9 protein-coding genes are annotated in these 15,710 nt (G+C 68.4%); 4 read left to right on the top strand and 5 right to left on the bottom strand.

Going from position 1 to position 15,710, the window contains the following annotated elements:
• The first annotated feature begins 128 nt into the window (after positions 1-128).
• On the top strand, positions 129-1,331 hold the full coding sequence (locus Y590_RS07205; RefSeq protein WP_060769257.1) for a GNAT family N-acetyltransferase: 1,203 nt from the start codon (positions 129-131) through the stop codon (positions 1,329-1,331).
• 10 nt (positions 1,332-1,341) lie between these two features.
• Here the strand turns inward: Y590_RS07205 and Y590_RS07200 are convergent, their stop codons facing one another.
• The 5 genes from Y590_RS07200 to Y590_RS07180 all read right to left on the bottom strand — a co-directional run bounded on the left by Y590_RS07200 (position 1,342) and on the right by Y590_RS07180 (position 9,035).
• Positions 1,342-1,557, bottom strand: a complete 216-nt coding sequence (locus tag Y590_RS07200) for a hypothetical protein (protein WP_012253199.1) — start codon at positions 1,555-1,557, stop codon at positions 1,342-1,344.
• Positions 1,558-1,700: 143 nt separating this feature from the next.
• Positions 1,701-5,453, bottom strand: a complete 3,753-nt coding sequence (gene metH / locus Y590_RS07195) for a methionine synthase (RefSeq protein ID WP_060769256.1) — start codon at positions 5,451-5,453, stop codon at positions 1,701-1,703.
• Between the two features lie 200 nt (positions 5,454-5,653).
• Positions 5,654-6,586, bottom strand: a complete 933-nt coding sequence (metF, locus tag Y590_RS07190; protein ID WP_060769255.1) for a methylenetetrahydrofolate reductase [NAD(P)H] — start codon at positions 6,584-6,586, stop codon at positions 5,654-5,656.
• 102 nt (positions 6,587-6,688) lie between these two features.
• Positions 6,689-7,741, bottom strand: a complete 1,053-nt coding sequence (locus Y590_RS07185; protein ID WP_060769254.1) for an ArsR/SmtB family transcription factor — start codon at positions 7,739-7,741, stop codon at positions 6,689-6,691.
• Positions 7,742-7,820: 79 nt separating this feature from the next.
• Positions 7,821-9,035: a patatin-like phospholipase family protein gene (locus tag Y590_RS07180; RefSeq protein WP_060769253.1), complete on the bottom strand. Its 1,215-nt coding sequence runs from the start codon at positions 9,033-9,035 to the stop codon at positions 7,821-7,823.
• A gap of 313 nt (positions 9,036-9,348) precedes the next feature.
• Between Y590_RS07180 and ispG the strand changes: the two genes are divergently transcribed.
• The 3 genes from ispG to Y590_RS07165 all read left to right on the top strand — a co-directional run bounded on the left by ispG (position 9,349) and on the right by Y590_RS07165 (position 15,567).
• Positions 9,349-10,677 carry a flavodoxin-dependent (E)-4-hydroxy-3-methylbut-2-enyl-diphosphate synthase gene (gene ispG / locus Y590_RS07175; protein WP_060772194.1) on the top strand — a complete coding sequence of 443 codons (1,329 nt, stop codon included), beginning with the start codon at positions 9,349-9,351 and terminating at the stop codon, positions 10,675-10,677.
• Between the two features lie 313 nt (positions 10,678-10,990).
• Entirely contained in the window at positions 10,991-12,997 is a 2,007-nt protein-coding gene (locus Y590_RS07170) for a potassium transporter Kup (RefSeq protein WP_060769252.1), read from the top strand.
• 335 nt (positions 12,998-13,332) lie between these two features.
• Positions 13,333-15,567, top strand: coding sequence for a TonB-dependent siderophore receptor (locus Y590_RS07165; RefSeq protein ID WP_060769251.1), 2,235 nt, complete (start codon positions 13,333-13,335; stop codon positions 15,565-15,567).
• Positions 15,568-15,710: the final 143 nt, after the last annotated feature.

Raw genomic sequence — 15,710 nt, 5'->3', positions numbered from 1 at the left:
CCATCCCCGCAGATCGGCCGCCCGCGTCAACCGAGGCTTGAGGACGAACCGGGCAGGATCGCCCGGAGGCGGTTTTGCGTGGCCGCCCGTCCTGGCCGTGACGGGCACCCGCAATGGGGGATGTGGGAATGGCGGCTCTCGCCGAAGATCTGGGGCGCCCCGCGCGGGCGGGGCTGCGGGGCCATGGCGGCCTCACCGCGGAGGTGTTCTCCGATCTCGCCGCGGTCGAGGGGCTGTGGCGGGGGCTGGAGGCCGATCCGGCCGTCCTGATGACGCCCTACCAGCGCTTCGACTGGGTGGCGGCCTATCTCGGTGCCGGGATCGATGCCGGTGAGGAGACGCGCATTCTCGTGCTCCGCGACGCGCATGGACGCGCGCGGGTGCTGATGCCGCTCACGGTCGGGCGCCGCGGTCCGTTGCGGGTCGCGCGGGTGGTCGGCGACCGGCACGCCAACTTCCACATGCCGCTTTTCGCCTCGCGCGAGGCGGCGGCGATGCCGGCCGAGGATCTGACCGAGGCCCTGATCCGGGCCGGCCGTATGGCGGGCATCGACGCCTTCGCGCTCCGCAACCAGCCGCGCGTCTGGGACGGAACCCCGAACCCGTTGGCCGGAGGCGGTCTGCCGGCGCCGAGCGACGCCTACGGCATGCTGCTCGGCCCCGATGCCGAGGCCACTCTGCGCCGGGTGTTCAGCGGCGACACCCGCAAGAAGCTGCGGGCCAAGGAGCGCAAGCTCGTGGAGTTTTTAGGATCCGTCGAGCACCGCGTCGCCGAGACGCCGCAGGCGGCGGCCGAGATCCAGGCGGCGTTCTACGCACAGAAGGCCGCGCGCTTCGCCGATCTCGGCGTCGCCGACCCCTATGCGGAGGCCGACATCCGCCGCTTCATCGCCGCCGCGACGGCCCCGGACGCGGATGGCGGCGGCGCGGCGATCGAGGTCCATGCCCTGGTGGCGAGCGAGAGCGGGCGCATCCTGGCGACCTTTGGCGGCGCGGTGGACGGCGCCCGCTTCTGCGGGATGTGGACGTCTTTCGACACCGACCCCGAACTCGGCCGGTTCAGCCCCGGCGAGATCCTGCTGCACCGGCTGGTCGGCCATCAGGCCGCGGGGGGACGCCGGGCGCTCGACCTCGGCGTCGGCGAGGCGGGCTACAAGGCCAAGACCTGCGACGAGACCATCGAACTCGTGGAGCAGACCGTGCCGGTGAGCCCGGCGAGCCATGCGCTCGTGCTCGCCTCGCGGCTCGCGGTGCGGCTCAAGCACCGGATCAAGCGCTCGCCGCGGCTCTGGGCGGCAGCCCGGAGCCTGCGTCGGCGGCTGCGGCGCTGAGCGAGACGGCTCAGAAGCCGCGGTTGGCGATGGTGGGCAGCGAGGGCTGCGTGTAGGCGCGGTTCACGTCCCGGCGGGTCTGGGTGCCGTTGGTGTCGGAGGAGTGCCGGTAATTGCTGGTCTCGAAGGCCGAGGCCAGGCCGGGACCGCCCGAATCGGTGCTGTTGCAGGCCGACAGCCCGCAGGCGAGGAGAGCGGCGGCGAGGACGAGCAGCGTGGAGCGCATCGGGACTTCCTGTCGAAGGCGGGGCAGCCCCGCGGGTCGTAACGGCAGGGGTGCCGCGCGCCGCCGCCCCTCGGCAAGGAAAAAGTCGCGGCGCGGGAGCGTTGCGGTGCGATCCCGCGCCGAGTGTGACCTATTCGGCGTGACTACTCGGCCGCGGCCTTGAGGTAGCGGGCCGGGTCGTAGTTGAGGATCGGCCCGAGCCAGCGCTCGACCTCGATCACGTCCATGCCCTTGCGCAGGGCGTAGTCCTCGACCTGATCCCGCTCCACCTTGGCGACGCCGAAATAGTGCGCGTCGGGATGGGCGAGGTAGAGGCCCGAGACCGAGGAGCCCGGCCACATGGCGTAGGACTCGGTGAGCTTCACGCCGATGCGGCTCTCCGCCTTGAGCAGATCGAACAACTGCACCTTTTCCGTATGGTCGGGCTGGGCCGGGTAGCCCGGCGCGGGCCGGATGCCGTCGTACTTTTCCAAGACCAGCTCCTCGGGGGCGTAAGCCTCGGCCGGCGCATAGCCCCAGAACTCCTTGCGGACGCGCTCGTGCATCCGCTCGGCGAAGGCCTCGGCGATGCGGTCGGCGAGCGCCTTCACGAGGATCGAGCGGTAATCGTCGTTGGCCCGCTCGAAGCGCTCGGCGATGCGCACCTCCTCCAGGCCCGCCGTGACCACGAAGGCGCCGACATAGTCCGCGATGCCGGTCTCGGCCGGCGCCACGAAATCGGAAATGCAGGTGTTGGCGCGCCCGTCGCGCTTCGAGAGCTGCTGGCGCAGGCCGTGGAAGGTCGCGAGCGTCTCCTGCCGGCTCTCGCCGGTATAGAGCCGGATATCGTCGCCGACGCTGTTGGCCGGCCAGAAGCCGATCACCGCCTTCGGGTTGAACCAGCGCTCCTCCACGATCTGCTTGAGCATCACCTGCGCGTCCTCGAACAGCGCACGCGCCGCCGGGCCCTGCTCGGGATCGTCGAGGATCGCGGGGTAGCGGCCCTTGAACTCGTAGGTCTGCAGGAACGGCGTCCAGTCGATATAGGGGACGAGATCCGCCACCTCGTAGGAGCCGTAGACGCGGGTGCCGGTGAAGCTGGGCTTGGCCGGCTTGTAGGCCGACCAATCGACCTTGAAGGCGTTCGCGCGCGCCTTGGCGAGCGGCAGGCGCTGCTTGTCGGCCTCGGAGCGGCGATGGGCGTCGGCGACCTTGGCGTACTCGGCGCGGACCTTCTCCACGGTGGCCCCGCGGGTCTCCTTCGAGATCAGGCTCGACACCACGCCGACCGCGCGGCTCGCATCGGTGACGTAGACCGCCTGACCCTTGGCGTAGGCCGGGTGGATCTTCACCGCCGTGTGGACGCGGCTGGTGGTGGCGCCGCCGATCAGCAGCGGCATCTCCATGCCCTCGCGCTCCATCTCGGCGGCGACATGCACCATCTCGTCGAGCGAGGGGGTGATGAGGCCCGACAGGCCGACGATGTCGACGTTCTCGCGCCGGGCGGTTTCGAGGATCTTGGCCGCCGGCACCATCACGCCGAGATCGATGATCTCGTAGTTGTTGCAGGCGAGCACGACGCCGACGATGTTCTTGCCGATGTCGTGGACGTCGCCCTTCACGGTGGCCATCAGCACCTTGCCGGCGGCCTGGCGTTTGCCGTCACCGCCATTGGCCCGCTTCTCCTCCTCCATGAAGGGTTCGAGATAGGCCACCGCCTGCTTCATCACGCGGGCGGACTTCACGACCTGCGGCAGGAACATCTTGCCCGAGCCGAACAGGTCGCCGACCACGTTCATGCCGGCCATCAGCGGGCCTTCGATGACGTGGAGCGGACGCGCGACCTCTTTGCGCGCCTCCTCGGTGTCGGCGACGATGTACTCGGTGATGCCGTTGACGAGCGCGTGCTCGATGCGCTTGGCGACGGGCGCCTCGCGCCACGTCAGGTCGGCGGTCTTGGCCTGGGCCGAGGCGCCGGTCTTGAACCGCTCGGCGGCCTCCAGCAGGCGCTCGGTCGAGTCCTCGCGGCGGTTGAGGACCACGTCCTCGCAGAGTTCGCGGAGTTCGGCCGGGATCTCGTCGTAGACGGCCAACTGGCCGGCATTGACGATGCCCATGTCCATGCCGGCCTTGATGCAGTGGAACAGGAACACCGCATGCATCGCCTCGCGCACCGGCTCGTTGCCGCGGAAGGCGAAGGACAGGTTCGAGACGCCGCCGGAGATATGGGCGTGGGGCAGCGTCTCGCGGATCGTGCGCGTCGCCTCGATGAAGGCGACACCGTAGGGGTTGTGCTCCTCGATACCCGTCGCCACCGCGAAGATGTTGGGGTCGAAGATGATGTCTTCGGGCGGGAAGCCGACCTGCTCGGTGAGGATCTTGTAGGCCTTGGTGCAGATCTCGACCTTGCGCTCGTAGGAATCGGCCTGGCCCTGCTCGTCGAAGGCCATGACGACGACCGCCGCGCCGTAGGAGCGGCAGATCTTGGCGGCCTCGATGAATTTGTCCTCGCCCTCCTTCATGGAGATCGAGTTCACGATCGGCTTGCCCTGGATGCATTTCAGGCCGGCCTCGATCACCTCGAACTTCGAGGAATCGACCATCACCGGCACGCGGGCGATGTCGGGCTCGGCAGCGACGAGGTTGAGGAACTCCACCATCGCCTTCTCGCTGTCGAGCAGGCCCTCATCCATGTTGACGTCGATGACCTGGGCGCCGGCCGCGACCTGATCGCGGGCGACATCGAGCGCGGCGGCGTAATCGTTGTTGGTGATGAGCTTGCGGAATTTGGCCGAGCCGGTGACGTTGGTACGCTCGCCGACGTTCACGAAGGGGATCTCCTTCGTCAGCACGAACGGCTCGAGGCCCGACAGGCGCATCAGGCGCGGGATCTCGGGGATCTCGCGCGGCTTCTTATCGGCCACGGCCTCCGCGATGGCGCGGATGTGGTCGGGCGTCGTGCCGCAGCAGCCGCCGACCATGTTGACGAGGCCCGAGGCGGCGAACTCGCCGACGAGCTTGCCCATGGCCTCCGGGCTCTCGTCGTAGAGGCCGAACTCGTTGGGCAGGCCGGCATTCGGATAGGCGCAGACCAGCGTGTCGCAGATGCGCGACAGCTCGGCGATGTGGCCGCGCATTTCCTTGGCGCCGAGCGCACAGTTGAGGCCGAAGGTGAGCGGGCTCGAATGGCGCAGCGAGTTCCAGAACGCGGCCGGCGTCTGGCCCGAGAGGGTGCGGCCGGAGAGATCGGTGATGGTGCCGGAGATCTGGATCGGCAGGCGGATGCCGGTCTCATCGAACACCTGCCACGCAGCGGCAATCGCCGCCTTGGCGTTGAGCGTGTCGAAGATCGTCTCGATCAGGATGAGTTCGGCGCCGCCGTCGATGAGGCCGCGCACCTGCTCGACATAGGCCTGCTTCACCCCATCGAACGTCACGGCGCGGTAGCCGGGATTGTTCACGTCCGGCGAGATCGACAGCGTGCGGTTGGTCGGGCCGATGGCGCCGGCGACGAAGCGGCGGCGGCCGTCCTGCTGCTCCGCGAGCTTGGCGGCTTCGCGGGCGAGGCGCGCACCTTGCGCGTTCAACTCGTGGATGATCGATTCCATGCCGTAATCGGCCTGGGCGATCGTGGTGCCGGAAAACGTGTTCGTCTCGCAGACGTCGGCGCCCGCGAGGAAGTAGTCGAGGTGGATCTGCCGGATCGCGTCGGGCTGGGTCAGGATCAGGAGGTCGTTGTTGCCCTTCTGATCGTGGCTGTGATCCTTGAAGCGCTCACCCCGGAAATCCTCTTCCGTGTATTTGAGCCGCTGGATCACCGTGCCCATCGCCCCGTCGAGGACGAGGATCTTTTCGGACGCGCGCTGACGCAGGGCGCGCTCGATCTCGGTGCCGTCGACGGGGGGGAAAGCGGTCATGTCGGACGATCCTGGGATGTTCCGGGACGGCGATGGCCGAAAGTGTCGGCCGCATCAACCCACCTCAGCCTGAGGTGCCGGAGCGAAGCGGAGGCCTCGGAGGCCTCCAGAAAACGCGATCGCTCCTGAACCTCATCCTTCGCTGCGACCGCGGCGCGGTCGCAGTTCGGGATAAGGTTCAGGAGCAGAGTGGCGAGGGGTCAGGCCGCCTTGGCTTCCGGCTTGACCGCCGGTTTGGCCGGCGCCTGGGAGCGCAGGCCGAGAAGGTGGCAGATGGCGTAGACGAGGTCGGAGCGGTTCATCGAGTAGAAGTGGAAGTCCTCCACGCCCTCGTCGACGAGGTCGAGCACCTGCTCGGCGGCGACCGCGGCGGCGACGAGACGGCGGGTCTCGACGTCGTTCTCCAGACCCTCGAACCGGGCCGCGAGCCAATACGGCACCGAGGCGCCGGTGCGGCGGGCGAAGTTGGCCGCCTGCTTGAAGTTCTGCACCGGCAGGATGCCGGGGATGATCGGGATGTCGATGCCGGCCGCGCGCACCTTGTCGCGGTAGCGCAGGTAGATCTCGTTATCGAAGAAGAACTGAGTGATCGCCTGATCGGCGCCGGCATCGACCTTGGCCTTCAGGGCGTCGATGTCGGCATCGAGCGAGGCGGCCTCGGGGTGCTTTTCCGGATAGGCCGAGACCGAGACCTTGAAGTCGCCGATCCGCTTGATGCCGGCGACGAGGTCGCAGGTCTGCGCGTAGCCGCCGGGATGGGGTCGGTAGCTGTGGCCGACGCCCTCGGCCGGGTCGCCGCGCAGGGCCACGATGTGGCGCACGCCCGCATCCCAGTAGGACTGCACCACCCCGTCGATCTCCTCCTTCGTCGCAGCGACGCAGGTGAGGTGGGCGGCGGGCTTGAGGCTCGTCTCGCGCACCATGCGCGCCACGGTGTTGTGGGTGCGCTCGCGGGTGGAGCCGCCGGCGCCGTAGGTCACCGAGACGAATTTCGGCTGGAGCGGCGCAAGGCGCTCGATCGAGGACCAGAGAATCTTCTCCATCTCCTCGGTCTTCGGCGGGAAGAACTCGATCGAGACCCGGATCGGGCGGAAGCCGTCGCGGCTGGCGCGGTGTTGGGAGGCGTTGGGCATCTCTTCGTCCCTTCTCCTGGGCGTCTGTCGTGGTGTCGGTCGTCGATGGAAGTCGGCTTGGACCTTAGAAGGCTTGGACCTTGAAGGCTTGGACCTTGAGGCTCAGGCCACGGCGCGTTCCGGGCTGCGTGCGGGAGCACGTTCAGGCGTCTGCGCCTCGATCGCGGCGGAGGTGTCGTGCGCCAGCCAGAGGGTGACGGTGAGCGGATGCTCGATGCCGTCCTCCGGCGTGATGTCACGGCTCTCGACATCGCCCAGGCCCGCCTGGACGAGCCAGCCCGTGATCTGCTCCGCACCGAAGCCGAGGCGGCGATGGGCTTGGCTTTCGCGCAACTGCTCCAGAGTGTGGGGCGCGAAATCGACCACGAGCAGCCGCCCGCCCGGCGCGACGAGGCGGGCGGCCTCCCGCAGTGCCCGGGCCGGATCGTCGAGGTAGTGCAGCACCTGATGCAGCACCACGAGATCGAAGCCGCCGCGGCCGAAGGGCGGTGCGTGGAGATCGCCCTGACGCAGGTCGACCCGCGACAGGCCGAGCCGTTCGAGGTTGGCACGGGCGACCGAGAGCATGGCATGGCTCGAATCGAGCCCGGTGGCGCGACCGGCCAGGGGGGCCAGCAGGCCGAGCATCTTGCCGGTGCCGGTGCCGAGATCGATCACATGACGGATCGGACGGTCTCCGAGCGCGTCGAGCACCGCCGCCTCGACGGCGGCCTCGGGCACGTGCAGGGAACGCAGGCCGTCCCATTTGGGGGCGAGCCGGGCGAAGAAGGTCTGCGCCGCCTCGGCGCGTTGCGTCCGCACCGAGTCGAGTCGGGCGCGATCCTCGGAGAGCGGCGGCGCGGCGCGCTCCAGCGCCGCGATCAAGGGCTCGACGAAGCCGATGGCGGCCTCCCGCAGGCGGAAGAACGCCCAGGCTCCCTCGCGATGACGCTCGATCAGGCCGGATTCGACGAGGAGCTTGAGATGGCGCGAGATGCGCGGCTGCGACTGGCCGAGAATGTCGGTGAGGTCGGAGACCGACAACTCGCCCTCGGCCAGCAGCGCCAGGATGCGCAGGCGCGTTTCCTCCGCCGCCGCCCGCAGCACGGCCAGCGCCTCGGCGAAGGGCACCGGGACCGTGGTCGCGCTGTTCGTGGGACCGCTCTCGCTAGACATAAAGATATCTTTATGTGCGTAACGAGCCGGTGGCAAGAGGTTTCGCTGACGACCCGGTCCCTTCGTCAGCGACGGGCCGCTACTGGTAGGCCTTCTTGAGGTCGAGGGTGCAGCGCACGCCGACTTCGTCGTAGCCCTCTGCGAGCCAGACCTTGGCGGCGGCGCGGCCTTTGTCGCGCAGGCGCTCGATCATCCGCCAGCGGGCGTCGATGCGCGAGGAGGCGGCGAAACCGTCGAGCGAGTCGGTCCCGTCGATGCGGTGGAGGAAGACGCGTTCCAAACCCGGAACCTGCCCCTGTCCGCCCTCGTCGATCAGGCCGTGCACGAAGTCGATGGAGCGCAGCTCCCGCATCAGGTTGGCGTTGAAGGTGATCTCGTTGAGCCGGTTCTGGATGTCGCTGGCCGAACGCGGCGTCTCGCGGCGCTCCACGGGGTTGATCTGCACCAGCAGGATGTCGCGGGTGCTCGACTCGTGCAGCGGGTACAGAGCCGGATTGCCGAGATAGCCGCCGTCCCAATAGGGCACGCCGTCGATCTCGACCGCCTGGAACACCGTCGGCAGGCAGGCCGAGGCCATCAGGTGATCGACCGTCAGGCAATCGCGCCCGAACACGGCGAGCTTGCCGGTCCAGACATTGGTCGCCGAGACGAACACACTGGCGGTGTCGGCCGCGCGCAGGCGATCGAAATCGACGGTGTGCTCCAGCGCGTCGCGCAGGGGATTGAAGTTGAACGGATTGGTCGCGTAGGGGCCGGGGTTGAGCGCCTTCACCCAGGCCTCGAAGAACGGGTTGCCCTTCCAGAACTGGAACAGGCCGTCGATCAGGCCCTTCTGCGAGGGGCGCAGGTCGGCATCGAGGCTCGCTTCGCGCCAGAACGTCTCCAGGGCTGCGCGTGCCCCGTCGGGGCCGCCCGCGAGCCAGCCGTCCACGAGGACGACGGCGTTCATCGCGCCCGCGCTCGCGCCCGTGACCGCCTCGAAGGCGACGCGCCCGTCCTCGATCAGCGCGTCGAGCACGCCCCAGGTGAAGGCGCCGTGCGAGCCGCCGCCCTGAAGCGCCAGCGAGACGGCCTTCTCCGCGCGCGGTCCGGCAAGGCCCCGAAACGCGGCGCCCGGCCGGGTCGAATCCGCGATCGGATCAGGAACGGCGGTCGCGGGGTTGTGAGCGTCGTCGTGAGACGGTCCGTCGAGGGTTCCGGTCCGCTCACGGGTATCAACCGGAGGCGAGCCGGCGGACCGAGCCTCGATCTGCTCACTGTCGGTGGAGTGAATCTCCGGGCTCGTCCTGTCCATCTTGCCTCACGTGATTTATTGCGATGCACATTCAAATGGTGCAAAGCAGCAAGTGTGCCTGTGCGGTTCTTTGCCCCGCGGGCACGCGAATGCAAGGTATGATAAGGCGCTTTCGTCTCCTGACATCCTTGCATACGCTCGACATCCCGCTCGGGATGCGACATGGAAGCGGCCTCGTATCGAGGCATGCTGCGCATCCGTCCGCGCGGGCGCGGCGCGGAGACGATCTCCAGGTCGCGGATCGAACCGGATTCGGATAGGATCACGCCGAAAGCCGGCACGCGCGGACGACAGTTTGACCCGCGAAGGCACGATGGAAGTCATGGAAGCTCCCGACGCCCTGGCAAACCCGATCGACTCCCGCAGCCGCAGCATGACGGGGCCGGAGATCGCCGGGCCGGCACCGCGCCACCGCACCGTCGGCGTGCAGATCGGCAGCGGCGAAGGGGCCGTCACCGTCGGCGGCGGCGCCCCGATCGTCGTGCAGTCGATGACCAACACCGACACGGCCGACATCGACGGCACCGTGGCCCAGGTCGCCCAGCTCGCCCGCGCCGGCTCGGAGCTGGTGCGCATCACCGTCGATCGCGACGAGGCGGCGGCGGCCGTGCCGAAGATCCGCGAGCGGCTCGACCGCATCGGCGTGCACGTGCCGCTGGTGGGCGACTTCCACTACATCGGCCACAAACTCCTCTCCGACCACCCGGCCTGCGCCGAGGCGCTGGCCAAGTACCGGATCAATCCCGGCAATGTCGGCTTCAAGGAGAAGAAGGACACCCAGTTCTCGACCATCGTCGAGCAGGCGGTGCGCTACGGCAAGACCGTCCGCATCGGCGCGAACTGGGGCTCCCTCGACGAGGCCCTGCTGACGCACCTGATGGACGAGAACGCCAAGCTGCCCCGCCCCATCGACGCCCGCGCGGTGATGCGCGAGGCGATGGTGCAATCGGCGCTGACCTCCGCCGACCGGGCGGTGGAACTCGGCCTGCCGAAGGACCGCATCATTCTCTCCGCCAAGGTCTCGGCGGTGCAGGATCTGATCGCGGTCTACCGCGAGGTGGCGCGCCGCTCCGACTACGCGATCCATCTCGGCCTGACCGAGGCGGGCATGGGCTCGAAGGGCATCGTCGCGGCGTCGGCCGCCATCGGCGTGCTGCTGCAGGAGGGCATCGGCGACACGATCCGCTACTCGCTGACGCCCGAGCCCGGCGGCGACCGCACGGTCGAAGTGAAGGCCGCGCAGGAACTCCTGCAGACCATGGGCTTCCGCACCTTCGTGCCGTTGGTCGCGGCTTGCCCCGGCTGCGGGCGCACCACCTCGACCACGTTCCAGGAACTGGCCCGCGACATCCAGAACTGGATCTCCACCTCCATGCCGGAGTGGAAGAAGACCTATCCGGGCGTGGAAGGCCTCAACGTCGCGGTGATGGGCTGCATCGTGAACGGTCCCGGCGAATCGAAGCACGCCGATATCGGCATCTCGCTGCCCGGCACCGGCGAGAGCCCGAGCGCTCCGGTGTTCATCGACGGCAAGAAGGCGATGACCCTGCGCGGCGCCACGCTCGCTAAAGACTTCGAGACGATCGTGGTCGATTACATCGAGCGCCGCTTCGGTCAGGGCAAGCGCGACGCCGCCGAGTGAGCCCCGCGGGTGGGCCGGCTCCCGAAACCTTCGCGGTGAGGAGAGCGGCCCGCCCTTCGTTGTCCGAAACGGCCCGCGCCGGGTCGTCGACCCTGCCCTCCGCCCCGCCTCGCGCCCGCCGTGATGTCCGGTTCGCGCCTCGCGACCCGAACGCGGACCGTTTTCCTGTGCCGCGCGCCGGCTTGCGGTGGTATGGCCGCTACAGGGGCGCCGCGGTTTCCGGCGCGCATCGATCCGCATCTCCGACGCATTCCCTTCATGCGACTCCGGCACATCCGGCCGGACGACGCGCGAGCCCAGGCACGCCTGCCCGATGACCCAGCCCGACAGCCCCCATACCGCCGGATCCACCCCGCCGGACGGCCCCGTCGCCGCGCCCGCGGGCGGGCCGGCGCCCGGCGAGGGAGGGCCGGTCGCAGCCTCGGCGGGCGCGGTCGATGCGTCCCCGGAGGAGGACCACGGCCACGCCAAGACCGGCTTCTGGGCCCTCACGGTCGGCTCCGTCGGTGTCGTCTACGGTGATATCGGCACAAGCCCGCTCTACGCCTTCCGCGAAGCGCTCGCGCCTTCGCGCAGCGACGGCATCCTGCTGGCCGAGGAGGTGATCGGCACCGCCTCGCTCATCATCTGGGCGCTGCTCCTGATCGTGACGATCAAGTACGTCGCGATCCTGCTGCGCATGGACAACAACGGCGAGGGCGGCATCCTCTCGCTGATGGCCCAGGCCCGCCACGCGCTCGGCGGCTCCAAGATCGTGTTCATGCTGGGCCTGCTCGGCGCCTCGCTGTTCTACGGCGATTCCGTCATCACCCCGGCAATTTCGGTGCTCTCGGCGGTGGAGGGCCTGAAGCTCGTCACGCCCGCCTTCGAGGGTTACGTGCTGCCGATCACGGTGGCGATCATCCTCGGCCTGTTCGCGGTGCAGAGCCACGGCACGGCGCGGGTCGCGACCTTCTTCGGGCCGGCCATGGTGGTCTGGTTCCTGGCCATGGCCGCCGCCGCCCTGCCGCACATCGCCGGCAATCCCGGCGTGCTGGCCGCGTTCAATCCCTGGTACGCCGTGCATTACCTCCTCGGCCACGGCACCGGCGCCCTGGTGGCGCTCGGCGCGGTGTTCCTGGCGGTGACAGGAGCGGAAGCCTTGTTCGCCGATCTCGGCCATTTCGGGCGCCGCCCGATCCAGGTGGCGTGGCTCGGCCTCGTCGCGCCCTGCCTCGTCCTGAACTATCTCGGCCAGACCGCCCTCGTGCTCGCCAAGCCTGAGACCACCGATCCGTTCTACCAGCTCGTGCCGGAATGGGGCCTGATCCCCATGGTGCTGCTGGCCACGCTCGCGACCGTCACGGCGAGCCAAGCGGTCATCACCGGCGCGTTCTCGCTGTCGCGGCAGGCGATCCAGCTCGGCATGCTGCCGCGCATGGAGATCCGCCACACCTCGGAAGCACATTCGGGCCAGATTTACCTGCCGCAGATCAACACCCTGCTCGCCCTGGGCGTGGTGATCCTGGCGATCACCTTCCGCTCCTCCTCGGCGCTCGCCTCTGCCTACGGCATCGCGGTGACGGGCACGATGCTGCTCACCGCCTCCATGGCCTACGTGGTGCTGTGGAAGGTCGCGCGCCTCTCGCCCCTGGTCTCGGCGGCGATCATCATGCCCTTCATCGTGCTCGAGTCGCTGTTCCTGCTCTCGAACCTGCTGAAGCTGCACGAGGGCGGCTACGTGCCCCTGATGCTCGCGGGCGGCCTGATGCTGATGATGTGGACCTGGGTGCGCGGCGTCACGATCCTCTTCAACAAAACCCGCAAGACCGACGTGCCGCTGGTCGAACTCGTCGGCATGCTGGAGAAGAGCACCTCCTACCAGCGGGTGAAGGGCACCGCGGTCTTCCTCACCAGCGACCCCCAGATCGCGCCTGCCGCGCTCCTGCACAACATGAAGCACAACAAGGTGATCCACGAGAAGAACGTGGTGCTCACCGTCGAGACCATGGACCGGCCCCGGGCCACCCAGGCCGAGCGCGTGCGCATCGAGCCCGTGGGCTTCGGCTTCTACCGGGTGGTGATGCGCTTCGGCTACATGGAGACGCCCAACATCCCGCGCACCCTGACGCTGCTCAAGCGCGAGGGCTTCAAGTTCGACATCATGTCGACCTCGTTCTTCCTGTCGCGCCGCTCGATCCGCCCGGCCGCCCATTCCGGCATGCCGCTCTGGCAGGACCGGATCTTCATCACGCTGGCCAAGAACGCCAACGACGCGACGGACTTCTTCCAGATCCCGACCGGCCGCGTCGTCGAGGTCGGCACGCAAGTAACCGTGTAGCATTCAGCGCCCGCCTCGCGGCGGGGTCGCCAGAGCATCGTCCCGAAAGGTGGTTGCCGGCTTTCGGAAAAAAGATGATGCGAAAACAAGAGCATAGAGCGTCGTCCTCCCCGAAGACGACATCCGATGGTTGCGCAGAAATCCTGTGGCCGGCTCGCTACAGGACGGTCATTTGCGCGCGACTGTCTTGCGTGCCTGCGCGCCGTCTCTTACGGCTGAGCTTACGAAAAGCAAGCAACAACAACAGTTTAGCATAATTCCAAACAACAGACCGATCCCATTCCGCGCGTCCCTGCGGAGGCTGTCGGCTGTTCTGGTCAGATGGGGTCATGAGTATGGGCTCGGTTCGCACTCTCGTCGGCGTCCGCGCCCTGCGGACGATGGCGCTGGCAAGCGCCTCGTTGATGGCCCTGACCGTCGCAGCCGCCGCACAACAGGCGACGGCACGGTTGGAGGAACTGTCGGTCGAAGGCAGCGGCCGCGCCGCCGGCGCCACCGGCGGGCCGCCGGCCCAGCGCGGTGCCGATGGACGCGCGGCACCCGAGGATCCGCGCGGCCCCGTCGCCGGCTATGTCGCTACCCGCTCGGTCACCGCGACCAAGACCAACACGCCCCTGATCGAGACGCCCCAGGCGATCACCGTGATCGGCCGCGAGCAGATCGAGGCGCAGGGCGCCCAGACGCTGACCCAGGCGACGCAGTACACCGCCGGCATCTATTCCGGCGTCTACGGCGCCGACGAGCGCGTCGATTTCTTCACCCTGCGCGGCTTCGTGGCGAGCGATTACGGGATCTACAAGGACGGCCTGCAACTGCTGAACTACGGCTTCGGCACGCTGAAGACCGAGACCTTCGGCCTGGAGCGCATCGAGGTGCTGCGCGGCCCGGCTGCCGTGCTGTTCGGCGCCGGCAACCCCGGCGGCCTCGTCAACCAGGTTACCAAGCGCCCGACGCTGGCCCCCTTCGGCTATGTCGAGATCGCCGGCGGTTCGTTCGGGCAGGTCTACGGCGCCTTCGATGTCGGCGGTCCGGCCGACGATTCGGGCCATCTGTTCTACCGCCTCACCGGTATCGGCCGTCAGGGCGGCACACAGGTCGAGGGCGCGGATTCCGACCGCGCTTACATCGCCCCGGCCGTCACGTGGCGGCCGGATGCCGGCACCACCGTCACGGTGCTGACGAGCTATCAACGCGATTCCACGGCCGTGACCGCGAACTTCCTGCCCTATGCCGGCACCGTGCGCCCCAACGCGAGCGGTCTGCGCATCGACCGCTCTCTCAACGTGGGTGATCCGCGCATCAACAGCTTCCAGCGCGAGCAGGTCTTCGCCGGCTACGAGTTCGAGCACGCGGTCGACGACGTGTGGACCGTGCGCCAGAACTTCCGCTACTCGTTCTCGGACGCGACGCAGAATTCGTATATCGGCCAGCTCGGCTACGCCGACCTGCCGCAGACGCAGCTCGCTCGCTACCAGTTCCAGTACAGCGACAAGGTCAGCCTGTTCCAGGTCGACAACCAGGCCGAGGCCCGGTTTTCCGATGGGTTCGTCGCCCACGACGTGCTGTTCGGCATCGATTACAAGAACTACTCGCTCTACGACAATCAGGCCTCGCTCTTCCCCGGCCCCAATCTGAGCATCATCAACCCGCTCTACGGGCAGATCGTCGGCCGACCCCTGCCCTATCAGGTCGACGTCAACAGCTTCCGGCAGCTCGGCTTCTACGCCCAGGACCAGATCAAGCTCACCGACCGGCTGAGCCTGATCGGCGGCCTGCGCTACGATATCGCCAACAGCGACGTGCTCAAGAAGCTCGCGCCGGACACGAGCACGTCCCGTACCGATACGGCGCTCACCGGCCGCATCGCGCTGCTCTACAACTTCGATCCCGGCATCGCGCCCTACGTCGCCTACTCGACCTCGTTCCAGCCGCAGATCGGCATCGATGCCATCACCGGGGCGTCGCTCTCGCCGGATCGGGGCGAGCAGATCGAGGTCGGCCTGAAGATCGAGCCGGTCGGCGAGCGCTTCTCCCTCAACATCGCCGCCTTCGATCTCGTGCGCGACAACCCGCCCTTCCCGGTCATCGTCGGGTTCGGCAGCACCCAGCTCGGCACCGTGCGCTCGCGCGGTATCGAGGGGCAGTTCGTGGCCAGCCTCGCGGAAGGCTTGAACGTCGTCGCGGCCGTGACCCACTACGACCTCGAATACACTCGGGTCCGGGACGCCGCACTCGGCGACCTCGTCGGCAAGACCCCGACCAACGTGCCGGAGACCTTCGCCTCGGTCTTTGCCGACTACACGATCCCCCTGGGCGACTGGCGCGGCTTCGGCTTCGGCGGCGGCGTGCGCTATGTCGGGCGTTCCTACGCCGACCAGCTCAACAATCTGAAAGTGCCGGACTACGTCCTGTTCGACGCGACCGTGCACTACAACTGGGAGCGCTGGCGCATGGCGATCACCGCCGCCAATCTCGGCGACCGCCGCTTCGTCACCTCGTGCCAGTCCGCCAATTCCTGCTTCTACGGCGAGGCCCGCCGCGTGCTGGCGAGCGTGAGCTATCGCTGGTGAGCCTCTGGCGCGGGCTCCCGTGCACGAATCGCCGCAGGACCCGTCCGCGGGCCCCGCGTCAGCTTGGAGGCGGCGGGCGGCCGGGCTATCTCGGGTTTGTCTAAGCGGATCGTGAGAATCCGTATCTCGAGGAACGCCCCACC

It is taken from the genome of Methylobacterium sp. AMS5, from assembly GCF_001542815.1.
Classification (GTDB): Bacteria; Pseudomonadota; Alphaproteobacteria; order Rhizobiales; family Beijerinckiaceae; genus Methylobacterium.
Note: the sequence above shows the minus strand (reverse complement) of the source record. Positions and strands in the feature narration are given on the sequence as shown.

Excerpts from the sequence above, each read along its gene's own strand:
- Y590_RS07205 (WP_060769257.1), top strand. The coding sequence starts at position 129 with ATGGCGGCTCTCGCCGAAGATCTGGGGCGCCCCGCGCGGGCGGGGCTG.
- Y590_RS07200 (WP_012253199.1), bottom strand. The coding sequence starts at position 1,557 with ATGCGCTCCACGCTGCTCGTCCTCGCCGCCGCTCTCCTCGCCTGCGGG.
- metH (WP_060769256.1), bottom strand. The coding sequence starts at position 5,453 with ATGACCGCTTTCCCCCCCGTCGACGGCACCGAGATCGAGCGCGCCCTG.
- metF (WP_060769255.1), bottom strand. The coding sequence starts at position 6,586 with ATGCCCAACGCCTCCCAACACCGCGCCAGCCGCGACGGCTTCCGCCCG.
- Y590_RS07185 (WP_060769254.1), bottom strand. The coding sequence starts at position 7,741 with ATGTCTAGCGAGAGCGGTCCCACGAACAGCGCGACCACGGTCCCGGTG.
- Y590_RS07180 (WP_060769253.1), bottom strand. The coding sequence starts at position 9,035 with ATGGACAGGACGAGCCCGGAGATTCACTCCACCGACAGTGAGCAGATC.
- ispG (WP_060772194.1), top strand. The coding sequence starts at position 9,349 with ATGGAAGTCATGGAAGCTCCCGACGCCCTGGCAAACCCGATCGACTCC.
- Y590_RS07170 (WP_060769252.1), top strand. The coding sequence starts at position 10,991 with ATGACCCAGCCCGACAGCCCCCATACCGCCGGATCCACCCCGCCGGAC.
- Y590_RS07165 (WP_060769251.1), top strand. The coding sequence starts at position 13,333 with ATGGGCTCGGTTCGCACTCTCGTCGGCGTCCGCGCCCTGCGGACGATG.